General features: G+C 72.0%; 13 protein-coding genes. 2 read left to right on the top strand and 11 right to left on the bottom strand.

Features of this window, described 5'->3' with window-relative positions; translation table 11 throughout:
* Positions 1 to 41 precede the first annotated feature (41 nt).
* The 4 genes from ACO1BR_RS10005 to ACO1BR_RS09990 form a co-directional block, all read right to left on the bottom strand.
* Positions 42 to 1,439 carry a hypothetical protein gene (locus ACO1BR_RS10005; protein WP_426794666.1) on the bottom strand — a complete coding sequence of 466 codons (1,398 nt, stop codon included), beginning with the start codon at positions 1,437 to 1,439 and terminating at the stop codon, positions 42 to 44.
* 64 nt (positions 1,440 to 1,503) lie between these two features.
* On the bottom strand, positions 1,504 to 2,469 hold the full coding sequence (locus tag ACO1BR_RS10000; protein ID WP_426794665.1) for an ABC transporter substrate-binding protein: 966 nt from the start codon (positions 2,467 to 2,469) through the stop codon (positions 1,504 to 1,506).
* Positions 2,470 to 2,672: 203 nt separating this feature from the next.
* Entirely contained in the window at positions 2,673 to 3,497 is an 825-nt protein-coding gene (locus tag ACO1BR_RS09995; RefSeq protein WP_426794664.1) for an ABC transporter permease, read from the bottom strand.
* A 3-nt stretch (positions 3,498 to 3,500) separates the two neighbouring features.
* Positions 3,501 to 4,232: an ABC transporter permease gene (locus tag ACO1BR_RS09990; protein ID WP_426794721.1), complete on the bottom strand. Its 732-nt coding sequence runs from the start codon at positions 4,230 to 4,232 to the stop codon at positions 3,501 to 3,503.
* Between the two features lie 223 nt (positions 4,233 to 4,455).
* Here ACO1BR_RS09990 and ACO1BR_RS09985 point away from each other — a divergent pair, with 223 nt between their 5' ends.
* Positions 4,456 to 5,652 (top strand): ABC transporter ATP-binding protein, encoded by a 1,197-nt coding sequence (locus ACO1BR_RS09985; protein WP_426794663.1) that lies wholly within the window; start codon positions 4,456 to 4,458, stop codon positions 5,650 to 5,652.
* A 217-nt stretch (positions 5,653 to 5,869) separates the two neighbouring features.
* Here ACO1BR_RS09985 and ACO1BR_RS09980 read toward each other — a convergent pair whose 3' ends face one another.
* The 6 genes from ACO1BR_RS09980 to ACO1BR_RS09955 form a co-directional block, all read right to left on the bottom strand.
* Positions 5,870 to 6,364 (bottom strand): DUF3180 domain-containing protein, encoded by a 495-nt coding sequence (locus ACO1BR_RS09980; protein ID WP_426794662.1) that lies wholly within the window; start codon positions 6,362 to 6,364, stop codon positions 5,870 to 5,872.
* 208 nt (positions 6,365 to 6,572) lie between these two features.
* Positions 6,573 to 7,232 carry a 2-amino-4-hydroxy-6-hydroxymethyldihydropteridine diphosphokinase gene (folK, locus tag ACO1BR_RS09975; protein ID WP_426794661.1) on the bottom strand — a complete coding sequence of 220 codons (660 nt, stop codon included), beginning with the start codon at positions 7,230 to 7,232 and terminating at the stop codon, positions 6,573 to 6,575.
* On the bottom strand, positions 7,229 to 7,588 hold the full coding sequence (gene folB / locus ACO1BR_RS09970; protein ID WP_159508773.1) for a dihydroneopterin aldolase: 360 nt from the start codon (positions 7,586 to 7,588) through the stop codon (positions 7,229 to 7,231). Before folB ends, folK begins: the two co-directional genes overlap by 4 nt.
* A gap of 343 nt (positions 7,589 to 7,931) precedes the next feature.
* Positions 7,932 to 8,411 (bottom strand): nuclear transport factor 2 family protein, encoded by a 480-nt coding sequence (locus ACO1BR_RS09965; protein ID WP_043265491.1) that lies wholly within the window; start codon positions 8,409 to 8,411, stop codon positions 7,932 to 7,934.
* 5 nt (positions 8,412 to 8,416) lie between these two features.
* Positions 8,417 to 9,361 carry a dihydropteroate synthase gene (gene folP / locus ACO1BR_RS09960; RefSeq protein ID WP_426794660.1) on the bottom strand — a complete coding sequence of 315 codons (945 nt, stop codon included), beginning with the start codon at positions 9,359 to 9,361 and terminating at the stop codon, positions 8,417 to 8,419.
* Positions 9,362 to 9,485: 124 nt separating this feature from the next.
* On the bottom strand, positions 9,486 to 11,333 hold the full coding sequence (locus tag ACO1BR_RS09955) for a phosphatidylglycerol lysyltransferase domain-containing protein (RefSeq protein WP_426794659.1): 1,848 nt from the start codon (positions 11,331 to 11,333) through the stop codon (positions 9,486 to 9,488).
* Between the two features lie 140 nt (positions 11,334 to 11,473).
* Here ACO1BR_RS09955 and ACO1BR_RS09950 point away from each other — a divergent pair, with 140 nt between their 5' ends.
* Positions 11,474 to 12,589, top strand: a complete 1,116-nt coding sequence (locus ACO1BR_RS09950) for an alpha/beta hydrolase (protein WP_426794658.1) — start codon at positions 11,474 to 11,476, stop codon at positions 12,587 to 12,589.
* Between the two features lie 258 nt (positions 12,590 to 12,847).
* Here ACO1BR_RS09950 and folE read toward each other — a convergent pair whose 3' ends face one another.
* Complete coding sequence (gene folE / locus ACO1BR_RS09945) at positions 12,848 to 13,453, bottom strand: GTP cyclohydrolase I FolE (protein ID WP_426794657.1); 606 nt, start codon at positions 13,451 to 13,453, stop codon at positions 12,848 to 12,850.
* Positions 13,454 to 13,524 lie beyond the last annotated feature (71 nt).

Raw genomic sequence — 13,524 nt, 5'->3', positions numbered from 1 at the left:
GGACGGCCCCGAAGCGTGTGACGGTGTGCTCGTGCCCGCCGTCAGGAGATCGCGCTGCGCAGTTCGGCGAGATCGAGCTGCTCGGTCTCGTCGTGTGCGGTCAGGTCGATGACCTCGCCGGCGCCGTGAGTCGTCGCGCCGTCGGCAGACGGGGCGACAGTCGCTGCACCGTCGGCAGACGGGGCGTCCGCCGCGGCCCCGTCGGCACCGCCCTCCGGACGCACCGCGTCGGCCTCGTCAGTCTCCTCGGCCGCCTCGGCCGTACGCGCCCCCTCTGCGGCCTCCGTACGGGCCGTACGGGCCTCGGCCCGCGCCGACTGCTCCGCGACCGCCTCGTCGCCGACGACGTCCGCCAGATCGTCTTCCAGCGGCGCGGTCAGCTGCCGGGGCGCGACGCTCGCGTTGCCGAAGAAGTCGAAGCCGCCCAGCGTGCGGGTCACGGTCGGGCGGGGCGGTGCGATGGCAGCGGCGGCGGCCGGTACCGGGCGGAGCGCCAGTCCGCCGGGAGTGCCCGTACGGGTGGCCTGCGCGTCACCGCCCGTACGCTGCGCGACCGCCGCCCCGGGCTTCCCCTGGCCGGCGGCCTCGTGCTTCCCCTGGCCGTTCCCACCGTCCTGGCTCTCCTTGGCGTGACGGCCGCCCGCCGCCTTGGCCTGCGCCGGAACCGGGGCCTCGGCGCGGCCCTTCGGCCGGGACTGCGACCGCCGGTTCCCGGCTGCCTCGCGCTGCCGGGCGGCGTTGGTGGCCAGCCGGCACAGTGCGCGGTCCGCCTCCGCGAACGTGGCGGTCCTCCGGGCCGGAGCCCGGTCCGCACCGTTCGCGGACTCGCGCCGGGCCAGGAGCAGACCGCTGCCGGACGCCGCCGCGGCGGCCACGTCCGCGGTCTCGGCCCGGTCCGCGCCCTTGGCGGCGTCCGCAGCGTTCGCGCCGTTCACGGACTTCGCGGACTTCGCGGTGTCCGGAGCATCCGGGGCGTCCGGGGCGCCGGCCTCGATGGCGAGCAGCCGGCGGCCCTCCAGGGCGCTGGCGCGCTCGGTCTCGGCGGTGGCGTAACGGCGCAGCAGCTCGGCGTGTTCGCTGCGCAGCCGGGCCAATTCGGCGCGCTTGGCGCGGAGTTTGGTGTCCAGGGCGGCGCGGATCTCACGCGATTCCTCGACGTCCGTTTCGAGCTCGGCTATCCGCTCCTCGGTGCGCCACTCGTCGCGCGCCCGGGCACGCGTGAGATCGGCGACCCGCTTGCCGGCCTTGCGGTCCCAGGTCCGCAGGAGTACGGCCCCGGTGACCGCGGCAGCCGCGGCGCCGGCGGCGAGCACCCGTTGCACGAGGTCGTCGCCGACGAACCACGCGCCCGCGGCGCAGGCAATTGACGCACCGGCGACCGTCGATGGAGGAAGCAGCCGGTGGAGGGGTGGTGAATGGCGGTGGCGTCCTCGTGACATGGCCAGAAACTTACCGTGCGTGCGGGACCTATGGGGCCCCGCATGCCAATCCGTTTCCCGCTGGTTACTTCTTGACCAGCCCCTTGGACTCCAAATATGCCCGCGCTACATCCGCGGGCTTGAGGCGCTCGGCATCGACCTTGCGGTTCAAGTTGATCAAGTCCTCGGTCGTCAGCACACTCGTGAGCTTGCCGAGAGCGGACTCTATCTCCTTGTCACCGGCCCTCTTGGCATTCACCACCGGCAGCACATTGTCGGCGTTCTGGAGCTTCTTGTCGTCCTCCAGAAGCACCAGCCCGAAGTTGTCGAGAGTGGCGTCCGTGGTCGTGGTGAGCACCAGCTGGTCGGTACCGTCCTTGACCGCCTGCTTGGCCTGCGTGGTCCCCACGCCCTTGGGGTCGAGGGCAGCGATGTCGATGCCGTAGGTCTTCTCCAGGCCCGGCTTGCAGAACACCCGCGTCTCGCACTCCTCACCCGACGCGAGCTTGATCTTCTGCTGGGATCCGCCCAGGTCGGAGAGGGTCTTCAGGTGGTACTTGGCGGCGAATTCCCTGGTGACCGCGAACGCGTTCTGATCCGTGGCCCTGCCCACCGGCAGCACCTTCAGACCGCGCGGCCCGGCGAGTGCCGTGAGTGCCGCCACCGTCTTGCCGATGTCGCCGGACGCGACGGGCTTCGCCTTGGGGCCGTTCTTCTTGGCGTTGAGGAATTCCGCGAGGGTGGAGGCATATTCCGGAACGACATCGAGCTGGCCCTTCTCCAGGGCCGGCTCATACAGCTCGCGATTGGCCAGCGTCTGCACACGTGCGTGGTAACCGGCATCGTCGAGGAGTCCGGAATAGATCTCGGCGAGCACCTTTGACTCGGTGAAACCGGCCGAGCCGACGACGATCTCCCCCTTCCCGCCGCCCTTGCCCGTGCCGCCGCCCTGCTCCTCCAGGCTCTTGCCGCATGCGGCCAGGCCGGCCGCCAGCGCCATCACCGTCCCCGCGACAACCGCGGTACGCGCCGTGCGCGATGTGCTGCTCATGGAATTCACCATTCCGTTCGTTCGCATCCAGTCGGTCGATACATGTCGGGTCGGTGCCGGGCCGGCTGCCGGGTGCTGCAGGCTTCGCCGCGACGGCGGGCACGGGGTATACGGGGCGCCCCGTACGGTGGCCGCCGCACGGGGCGCCATGGGCGCGGTACGGGTGCGCCGCGGCCGCGGCACGGCAGGCCCGTCGCTCCCCGTCAGGCGGGTTTCCGCACCGCGGCCACCTCGCCGTCGCCGGCCTGCCGTTCCACGCCTCCGCCACCGCCGGCCCCGGCCCCGGCAACGTCACCGTCAATACGCTCCGCATCGCGGCCCGTTGGGCCCTCCTCCCCCGCGCGCGGGCCCTTCGCCCGGCGCCGCCGCCCCCGCATCGGATCGCAGCCCCGGTCCACCAGCACCAGCGTCCCCTCCACCACCAGCGCGAGCACCGCCACCAGCACCGCGCCGGCGACCACCTGCGCGGTGTCGTAGTTGCCGAACCCCGCGGTGATGATGCGGCCCAGCCCGCCGCCGCCGGCCAGGGCGGCCAGGGTCGCCGTGGCGACCACCTGGACCGCGGCCGAGCGCAGCCCCGTCATGATCAGCGGGTAGGCGAGCGGTATCTCGACCCGCAGCAGGAGCTGCGGCCCCGACATGCCCATCCCACGCGCCGCCTCGACCACATCGCGGTCCGCCTCCCGCATGCCCAGATAGGCGTTGGTCAGCAGCGGCGGCACCGCGAACAGCACCAGCGCGATGATCGTCGGCCAGTCGCCGTGGGTTCCCAACGGACTCAGTGTCAGCAGCACCAGGACCGCGAACGTCGGCACCGCGCGCCCCACGTTGGAGAGATTCACCGCCAGCGCGCCGCCCTTGCCGAGGTGCCCCAGCCAGAGCGCCACCGGCAGGGCTATCAGACAGGAGATCAGCAGGCACAGCCCGCTGAGGTAGAGGTGCTCGCCGAGGCGGTGCCACACCCCTTTCTCCCCGGCCCAGTTGGCGGCCGTCGTCAGCCACTGCCAGGCGCCCGTGATCGCGTCCATCGCTCACCCCACCGTCTTCGCCGCGCCCGCCGTGCGCCGGAACCGGCCCCCGGCCCGCGCCCGCCCCCGCGTCCACGGCGTCAGCAGCCGCTGAAGGCCCATCAGCAGCAGATCGGCCACGAGCGCGAGCAGCACGCACAGCACCGACGCCGTCAGCACCTCGGCCTTGAAGAAGCCCTCCATGCCGCTGGCTATGAGATTGCCCAGCCCGCCGTACCCGACGACCGAGCCGATGGTCGTCATCGCCACCGTCGAGACCGTGGCGATCCGCAGCCCGGCCACCAACGCGGGCAGCGCGAGCGGGAGTTCCACCTCGAACAGCAGCCGCGCGGAGCCGTAGCCCATCCCGCGCGCCGCCTCCCGCACCTCGGCGGGGACCGCCTCCAGGCCGGCGAGGATGTTGCGTACCAGGATCGTCAGCGAATACATCACCAGACCCGTGACGACCACCGCGGGCGAGACGCCGAACACCGGCGTCAGCAGCGCGAACATCGCCAGCGACGGGACCGTGTACAGCACCGTCGTCAGCCCCAGCACCGGGGCCGCGGCGCCCCGTCGGCGCCGGGCCAGCAGCGCCAGCGGAAAGGCGACCAGCAGCCCGATGAGCACGGATACGACCGTGATGCCGACATGCTGGACCGTGGCGTCCACCAACTCCTGGCTCCGGGTGCGCAGATACTCACCGCAGATCCAGTCGTTCGCCTCCAGGCAGCTCGGCCCACCGCCCGACGCCAGGCTCCGAGCCCCCGTCAGCACGCCCGCCGCGGCCGCCGCACTCGCCGCTACGTCCACCCGTCGTCACCTCCCCCGCCCCGCTCGCTCACATTTCCGGTGACTGTCTGCGACCCTAACCCCCGGCACTGACAATCGGCCCGGCCCGGTGTCCACTCGCAACACCCCGTTCACGACCGGCCCCGCGCGATCTGTACACAATGGGCCGTCGACACAGGGGGGAACCTTGATCCGCTTCGAGCACGTCACCAAGCGCTACGCCGACGGCACCACGGCCGTCGACGACCTCTCCTTCGAGGTCGCCGAGGGTGAACTCATCACCCTCGTAGGCCCGTCGGGCTGCGGCAAGACCACGACCATGAAGATGGTGAACCGGCTCATCGAGCCCACCGGCGGACGCATCCTCCTCGACGGCGAGGACATCGCCGCCGCCGACCCCGTCGAACTGCGCCGCCGCATCGGCTATGTCATCCAGCAGGTCGGCCTCTTCCCCCACAAGACCGTCCTCGACAACACCGCCACCGTCCCGCACCTCCTCGGCCGCCCCCGCAAGCAGGCCCGCGCCCGCGCCGCCGAACTCCTCGACCTGGTCGGCCTGGACCCGTCGGTGTACGGCGACCGCTACCCCGACCAGCTCTCCGGCGGCCAGCGCCAGCGCGTCGGCGTCGCCCGCGCGCTCGCCGCCGACCCGCCCGTACTGCTGATGGACGAGCCGTTCGGCGCGGTCGACCCGGTCGTCCGCGAGCACCTACAGAACGAGTTCCTGCGGCTCCAGTCCACGCTCCACAAGACGGTCCTGTTCGTCACCCACGACATCGAGGAGGCGGTCCGCCTCGGCGACCGCATCGCCGTCTACGGTGCCGGGCGCATCGAGCAGCTGGACACCCCCGCGACCGTCCTGGGCGCCCCGGCCACCCCGTACACCGCGGAGTTCGTCGGCGCCGACCGCGGTCTCAAGCGCCTCTCGGTCACCCCCGTCGAGCCCGCCGACCTCGAAGAGCCGCCGGTGGTCCGCGCGGACGACCCCGCCGAGCGGGCCGCCGAACGGCTCGCCGCCGCCGGCGCCCCCTGGGCGGTCGTCCTGGACGGCGACGGATCCCCGTACGGCTGGGTCCCGGCCACCGCCCTCACCGGTACCGCCGGGGAGCCCGCCCCGCAGGACGCCACCGTCCGCGCGCACGCCCGCCGGATGGACGCCTGGCTGCCGCTGGGGGCGCCGCTGCGGCAGGCGCTCAGCACGATGCTCCAGCACGACGCCGGATGGATAGCGGTCCGCGACGGCGACCGTCACCTGGGCGTTCTCACCCCCGCCCGGCTGCACTCCGCACTGCGCCGGGCCACCACCGCGGACGCCGCCGGCACCCCGCGCGGCGAGGTCGCCCTCGACACGGTCCCGGGAGCCGACGCGTCCCCGGGAGCCTGATGCGGGGCTCCGGCGCGGCGTCGGGGCGATCCGCCCCGACGCGCCCGTGGCCGGTGTCGGTCCGATGGGCCGGGCCCGGATCGGCCCTACGCCCGCGCCGCCCCCGGGCCGTCGTCGTCACCCTCGCCGCCCTCCGGCAGCTTGCAGACCCGNGTTCCCCCCCCCCCCCCCGCGCCCGTGGCCGGTGTCGGTCCGATGGGCCGGGCCCGGATCGGCCCTACGCCCGCGCCGCCCCCGGGCCGTCGTCGTCACCCTCGCCGCCCTCCGGCAGCTTGCAGACCCGCTCCAGGAACATCGCCGCGGCGATCACCGCGGCACCGGCCAGCACCGACAGCCCGGCGTAGATCGCCTGGGTGCGGCGCGGACCGACGTCCAGCCCGGAGGTCAGCAGGAAGACCCCGACCCCGCCGTACAGCCCGGCGACCAGGGACGCCACCAGCGCGCTCGCCTGGCCGCAGATCACCGCGCGGGCGGCCATCAGCGGATCGATGCCCTTCGCGTCCGGCCGCCGCTCCCGCTGGGCCCGCAGCCCCGACCGGATCGAGACCGCCATGGCGGCCAGCACCACGGCGATCAGCGCCAGCACGATCGGCGCCGCCACCGGCACACCGGGCAGCGTCCCGTAGGAGTCCCACAGCCGGGCGCCCGCCCAGGCCAGGACCCCGGCCACCACGAACAGCCCGACCAGCACCTTGATCCGTAGCTGCTTCACCGAGCGATCGCCCCTCGTACCGTTCCGGCCATGCCTGCCGCGATGGCTCCGTCTGCCGTCTTGGGCCATGCCTGCCGGCATGGCCGCGAGTCCGTCCCGTACGCGCGCGTCGACGCGGCACCGCGCCGGGCGCACGCCTCAGTAGATCAGCGCACCCCGGCATCCCGCCGCGTCGTCGCCGTACGCGACCGACCCGCAACCCTAACGACTACTCCGGCAGCCGCAGTTCCAGGTCCGTGCGACGGGTCACGCCCGCGCTGCCGACGGCCGACAGCAGCGCGGCCACCGCACCGCGCCCGGGGACCTCCGCCGCCGGATCGACGTCGTGCCACGGCACCAGGACGAACGCCCGCTCATGGGCGCGCGGATGCGGCAGCGTCAGCCGGGGGTCCTGGGAGACCACGTCCTGGTAGGCGAGGATGTCCACGTCGATCGTGCGCGGCCCCCAGCGCTCGTCCCGCACCCGCTCGAAGGCTTCCTCGATGGCGTGCCCGCGCTCCAGCAGGGACTCCGGCGGCAGCGTCGTCTTGATCAGCACCACGGCGTTGAAATACGACGGCTGCGAATCGGCTTCGACGCCCCACGGCTCGGTCTCGTACACCGGCGAGACGGCCTTGACCCGCAGTCCGGGGGTGTCCTCCAGCGCGTCCACGGCGCCCTGGAGGGTCTCCAGGCGGTTGCCGAGATTGCTGCCCAACGAGATCACGGCGCGCTTGGGGTTGGAGAGCGTCACATCGGCGGCGTCCACCTGCTCCACCACGGAGGCGGGCACCGGCTGGACGGTCGGGTCACCGAAGTGGTCGGCGGGGGCGGGGCGGGACGCGCCCGCGCCGCCGGGAACGGGGGTGGGGTGGCGGGTGGGTTTCATGCTCGACTCCGAGTGATGGTGATGGTCACGTCATCGAAGGGGACGGTGATCGGTGCGTCCGGCTTGTGGACCACCACCTCCACCTCGTGCACCCCCTCGTGCTTCAGGCACTGGTCGGCGATGCGCTCCGCCAGGGTCTCGATGAGGTCGACGGGCTCGCCTTCGACGACGGCCACCACCTCCTCGGCGACGACGCCGTAGTGGACGGTCTTCCCGAGATCGTCGGAGGCCGCCGCCGGGCGGGTGTCCAGGCCGAGCACCAGGTCCACGATGAAGGTCTGGCCTTCCTCGCGCTCCCGGGGGAACACCCCGTGGTGCCCCCTGGCCTTCAGCCCACGCAGCGCGACACGATCCACGCGAATCACTCCCACTGGTCCGGCACCTCTGGCGCCACTGTTCGTCGGATTCCGGGCAGCCACCAGACGCGTCCGGCAGCGCTGCCCTGTTCGAATCTACCTGCGAGCACCGACATTGCTCGCCCATGGGGGCTATGGACAAGGCCCCGTTCTGCTGCTAAGCCGCGTCGCGCAGGCAGCCCGGCAGGGAGAGCGGGAGATCGTCCGCGCGCCTCTTACCCGCGATCTCCCGCCCCACCCCTACCCGTACGGCACTTGGCTCGAACGGGTGCGCCCAGACCGGCGCGCTGACGCCGGGACGCCGGCGACCGGCCGGGCCCGGAGCCGGCGCTTGTGCATCCGCTCACATGGCGCCCGCGGGGCCGTTCTCCTCGCTCTCGTCGTCGTCCTCGTCCTCGTCGTCCTCGCGGTCCGCCAGCACCGGTGACCCGTGGTGCGACCAGACCCGCCAGCCGTCCTCCGTGCGCTTGAAGACGTTGGTCGCCACGACCAGCTGGCCGATCAGCGGCCCCACCGAGCCGTCGTCCTCGGCCGGGCCGCCGCTGAGGATGTTCTCCGTGCACGTCACCAGGGCGGTGTCGCCGATGACGTCGATCTCCACATCCGTCAGGAAGAACTGGATGTACTCGGTGTTCGCCATGATCAGCGCGTACGAGCGGAGCACCTCCCCGCGCCCGCGCAGCACCGGCCACCCCGGGTGGACCACGCTCACCTGACCGTCCAACCACAGCTCGGACAGCGCCTCGTGATCCCCGCGCTCGATGGTCTCGTACAGCGTGGTGTTCGCCTGCTCGACCAGCTCGATGTCCGTCCGTGGGCCCAACCCGCTCACTTCGTCCCCGTCGTGTTCACCGTCGTCGTACCGCTCGCCACACCCGCACCGGACGCACCGCTGCCCCCGGCCGCCTCCGCCGCTTCTGCCGCGTCCTCGACAGCACGGGCCACCCGCACCGCGTCCGCGCTCGCCCTGACCTCGTGCACCCGCACCGCCCAGGCCCCCTCTCGCGCCACGATCGCCGACACCGCCGCGGTCGCGGCATCGCGCTCCCGGGCCGGCGGTGGAGCGGCACCCTCGCCGCCTGCCAGCACCCTGCCCAGGAACCGTTTTCTCGAAGCGGCCACCAGCAGCGGCCGGCCAAGCGCCCGCAGCCGCGGCAGTTGGGCCACCAGCGCCAGGTCGTGCCCGGCGTCCTTGGCGAAGCCCAGGCCCGGGTCTATGACAATCCGCTCCGGGTCGATGCCGCCGGCGACCGCGCGCTCCATGCTCCGCGCCAGCTCGTCGACGACCTCGCCGACGACGTCCCCGTACACCGCGCGGTTGTTCATGTCGATGGATTGGCCGCGCCAGTGCATCACCACGAACGGGACGTGGTGGGAGGCGACCACCGGCACCATGTCCGGATCCGCGGCGCCCGCGCTCACGTCGTTGACCAGGCACGCCCCGGCCTCCACGGCCTCCTCGGCGACCGAGGCGCGCATCGTGTCGACGGAGACCACGACACCGGCCGCGGCCAGCTCCCGGACCACCGGGACGACCCGGCGCAGTTCCTCGCCCTCGTCCACCCGGGCCGCGCCGGGGCGGGTCGACTCGCCGCCGACGTCCACCATGTCCGCGCCCTGCGCCACGAGGTCCAGACCGTGTTTGACGGCGAGTTCGGTGTCGAACCACAGGCCGCCGTCGGAGAACGAATCGGGCGTCACATTCACGACGCCCATCACCGCGCAGCGGTCCCAGTCCGGCAGTCCGGCCACCCGGCCACGCAAGGTACTCATGGCACCAGCGTAGGCCGTGTGCCGACCGGCCGGATTGCCGCCGCCCACTGGCCGGATCCCCCGTGGGGCGGGCCCGTCGCCCGGTCCGCCCGGTGCGCCGTACGGGATGCCGTACGGGATGCCGCTACGCGACCTTCTCCAGCGCACCGGCCGCCAGCACGCTCTGCTCCTCATGGGCGCACGGCCGCGGCTCGGGCGCGTTGCGGCGGCGCAGCGCGCGCGGCAGCCCCAGCTCCAGATAGCCCTCGGCCTGGAGCGCCGCGAGTCCGATCCGCGGAATGTCCCGGCTGTTGCGGAAGACCACGAATCGCGGCTCCCAGCGTGGCTGGAACTTGTCGTTGAACTTGTAGAGCGACTCGATCTGGTACCAGCGGGACAGGAAGATCAGCATCGCCCGCCAGAGCCGGACGACCGGCCCCGCGCCCAGCTTCTCGCCGCGCTCCAGGGAGGAGCGGAAGACCGCGAAGTTCAGCGACATCTGCCTGATCCCGAGGTCCGGCGCCGCCTGCAGCGCGGCGACGATCAGCAGCTCGTTCATCCCGGGGTCCGCGCCGCGGTCCCGCCGCATCAGCTCCAGGGAGATTCCGTCCCGGCCCCACGGCACGAAGTGCTGCATCGCCTTCAGGTCCCCGTACGGCCCGGCCTCCTCGCCCTCGGCGGGTGCCAGGTGCGCGGTGGCGATCACCGCGTCGCCGTCGGCCGCCGCGTCGATCCGGCCCAGCGCCATGGAGAAGCCGCGCTCGGTGTCGGTGTCCCGCCAGGCGTCGGCGGCCTTCTGGATACGCTCCAGCTCCTCGGGCTCCAGATCGCGCACCCGCCGTACCCGGGTCTCGTAGCCGTTGCGCTCGATGCGCTTGACCATCTGCCGGACGTTGCGCATCGCGCGCCCGGAGAGGCTGAAGTCGGCGACGTCCACGATCGCCTCGTCGCCGAGTTCCAGGGCGTCCATCCCGGTCTCCCGGGTCCACACCTGGCCGCCGGTCTCGCTGCACCCGGTGACCGCCGGGGTCCAGGAGTGCGCCCGCGCCTCCTCCATGAAGCGCTCGATGGCACCCGGCCACGCCTCGACGTCCCCGATCGGGTCGCCGCTGGCGAGCATCACCCCGGAGATCACCCGGTAGCAGACCGCGGCCTTGCCGGACGGGGAGAAGACCGCGCCCTTGTCCCGGCGCAGCGCGAAGTAGCCGAGCGAGTCCCGGCCGCCGTGCCTGGTCAGCAGCTCCCGCAGCCGCTGCTCGTCCTCGTCGGTCAGCCGCGCCGCGGGGTGCTCGGGCCGGAAGGCGAGGTACGCGGTGGTGGCGGCGGTCAGCAGACCGAGTGCGCCGAGGGAGTAACCGACGGTGTAGTCAACGCCGTTGGTGTAGCTGACGGGTCCCTCGAAGCCGACGAGGCCCCAGAGAACGTGTTCGGCGCGCTCCCAGAAGGAGGGCGAGCCGACGATCTTGTGCGGATGGGAGCTGACGATCACCATGCCGATGCCGAAACTGACACCGCCGAGGACGACGAGGTTGGCCACCGCCTTCCAGCGGCTGCGCGGGTCGGGCAGGGCCGCGAATTCCCGGCGGTGCCACAGCAGGAACACCAGCAGCGCCAGCGAGAGCACCGCTCCGAAAACGGAGTGGCGGTACACGAGCTGAGCGGCGATCCCGAAGGGGAGCAGTGCCACCGCCGCACCCCACGCCCGCCGCTTGCGACGCTTGAGCCCGTGAGCCAGAAGGAGCAGGAGAATGCCGACGACAAGGGAGGCGGAGGCCGCCAGCGGGCTCACCGCGCCCGGCAGCACCTCGGCCACCGCGTGCACCCGGCTGTACCGGAAGCGCGGGAAGATACCGGCGACCAGATTCAGCAGTCCGACCACCACTCCGGCCGTCCCGACGAGGCCCGGTACCGTCTCGGACCGTGGGCCACGGAGCCAGCGTGGCGCACGCCACGCAACCGTCTCCGACTTTTCGCCATCTAGCCTGTCAGACATCACTTTCCCGTCGCCCCGGTCGAGAGAACGTGCGAGCCTAGTCGCAGCATCTGGACTTTTGCGCCCTGTATGACGGCGTCATAGGGCTCGGGGTTCCACTTGCGGTACGGATGGCCCGGCCGCCCGGAAGAAAGCACCACATGGGTCTCACCAGCAAGAAAGTGCTGCTTCTTGCCATCCTGTTCGCGGTGGCACTGTTCGCCCTCACGGTATGGCTGTGGCCGCGGCTGTCCAAGGGGAACTGGCGCGCGGTGCTCGGCCGCATCGGGCTGCTCTTCGCCACGCAGATCTCGCTCTTCGCGGCGATCGGCCTGTTCGCGAACAACATGTTCGGTTTCTACGCCTCCTGGGCCGACCTCTTCGGCCAGGAGCAGCAGCCCGGCATCGTCACCAACTACAAGTCCGGACCGAACGGCACCAACCTGAAGATGCTGGGCAACGAGCGCCTGAGCATCCAGGGCGCCTCGATGCCGACCACCGCCGGCCGGCTCGACAAGGTGCTCGTCCACGGGCAGAAGTCCAAGATCAACAGCCCGGCGTACGTCTACCTGCCGCCGCAGTACTTTCAGCAGCGGTACGCGAACAAGAAGTTCCCCGCGGCGGTGATCCTCACCGGCTACCCGGGCACCGCCGAGGCGCTCTACAAGAAGCTGCACTACCCGCAGACCCAGTTCGACATGCTCCGGGAACAGAGCATGCAGCCGACCGTCCTCGTGATGATGCGGCCCACCGTCGCCCCGCCCCGGGACACCGAGTGCGTGGACATACCGCGCGGTCCGCAGACCGAGACGTTCTTCACCCAGGACCTGCGCCACAGCCTCTCCAGCGAGTACCGCATCGGCAAGGACGCCAAGAGCTGGGGCATCATGGGCGACTCCACCGGCGGCTACTGCGCCCTGAAGATGACCATGCGCCACCCCAACGCGTTCTCCACGGCCGTCGCCCTCTCCGGTGACTACAAGGCGCCCATCGACACCACCACCGGCGACCTCTTCGGCGGCAGCGCCCAGCTCAAGCGGGAGAACGACCTCCTGTGGCGGCAGAAGCACCTGCCCGGCCCCCCGGTGAACCTGCTGGTCACCAGCAGCAGGCACGGCGAGGGCAACTACAAGAACACGCTCAAGTTCATCGAGGGCACCAAGTCGCCGTCCCGCGTCGCGTCGATCATCCTCGACAGCGGCGGCCACAACTTCAACACCTGGCGCCGGGAGATCCCCGCCGCCCTCCAGTGGATGGGCAACCGCCTCTCGGTCTGACGCCACGGCGCCCGGCCCCACAGCCGAAAGCGGCCCGGTGCCCGCAGCATGTGCTGCGCCCGGACGACGGCGATGACGTCGGCGGGCTCCGCGGCGTAGAGGCGGGGGTCGTGGCGGACCGGCGGCGGGGCCGGGAGCTGCGCGGCGGCGAGTTCCCACGTCTGGCGGGCGCGGGCGGCGNTCCCGCTTCTCGTTCGCCGTACGGGCACCGCTGCGGGCCAGGGGCGCGCCGGGCGAGGGGGCTACGGGTAGGCCAGGTCAGCGCGCCAGTATCAGGCTCATCGCCTCGGCCCGGGTCGCCGGGTCGCGGAGCTGCCCGCGCACCGCCGAGGTGGTCGTCTTGGCACCCGGCTTGCGCACCCCGCGCATCGTCATGCACATGTGCTCGCACTCGATGACCACGATCACCCCGCGCGGCTCCAGGATCTCCATCAGCGAGTCCGCGATCTGCGTGGTCAGCCGCTCCTGGACCTGCGGACGCCGGGCGAACACATCGACCAGCCGGGCCAGCTTGGACAGCCCGGTGATCTTGCCGTCGGTGGACGGGATGTAGCCGACGTGGGCCACTCCGACGAACGGGACGAGGTGGTGCTCGCAGTTCGAGACCACCTCGATGCCCTTGACCAGCACCATCTCGTCATGGCCGATGTCGAAGGTGGTGGTCAGCACGTCCTCGGGCTTCTGCCAGAGACCGGCGAACAGCTCCTTGTACGCCCGTGCCACACGCGCCGGCGTCTCCAGCAGGCCCTCGCGGTCCGGGTCCTCGCCCACCGCGATGAGCAGCTCGCGGACGGCGTTCTCGGCGCGCTTCTCGTCAAACGTGCCGATCTTGCTGTCGCCGTCCAGCGTCACAGGGTCCGTCATTGGTGCCTCGTTCCTTCTGCGCCCGCTCGAAAACGCGGAGTGCCGCGCCCCCCAGGCTAAACCTGGGGGGC

The sequence above is a fragment of the Streptomyces sp. YGL11-2 genome (assembly GCF_050054615.1).
GTDB lineage: Bacteria > Actinomycetota > Actinomycetes > Streptomycetales > Streptomycetaceae > Streptomyces.
This window is presented reverse-complemented; position numbering and strand designations above follow the sequence as displayed.

What these genes read in the sequence shown, in the direction of transcription:
- ACO1BR_RS10005 (WP_426794666.1), bottom strand. Translation starts at nt 1,439, where the DNA reads ATGTCACGAGGACGCCACCGCCATTCACCACCCCTCCACCGGCTGCTT.
- ACO1BR_RS10000 (WP_426794665.1), bottom strand. Translation starts at nt 2,469, where the DNA reads ATGAGCAGCACATCGCGCACGGCGCGTACCGCGGTTGTCGCGGGGACG.
- ACO1BR_RS09995 (WP_426794664.1), bottom strand. Translation starts at nt 3,497, where the DNA reads ATGGACGCGATCACGGGCGCCTGGCAGTGGCTGACGACGGCCGCCAAC.
- folK (WP_426794661.1), bottom strand. Translation starts at nt 7,232, where the DNA reads ATGAAACCCACCCGCCACCCCACCCCCGTTCCCGGCGGCGCGGGCGCG.
- folP (WP_426794660.1), bottom strand. Translation starts at nt 9,361, where the DNA reads ATGAGTACCTTGCGTGGCCGGGTGGCCGGACTGCCGGACTGGGACCGC.
- ACO1BR_RS09955 (WP_426794659.1), bottom strand. Translation starts at nt 11,333, where the DNA reads ATGTCTGACAGGCTAGATGGCGAAAAGTCGGAGACGGTTGCGTGGCGT.
- ACO1BR_RS09950 (WP_426794658.1), top strand. Translation starts at nt 11,474, where the DNA reads ATGGGTCTCACCAGCAAGAAAGTGCTGCTTCTTGCCATCCTGTTCGCG.
- folE (WP_426794657.1), bottom strand. Translation starts at nt 13,453, where the DNA reads ATGACGGACCCTGTGACGCTGGACGGCGACAGCAAGATCGGCACGTTT.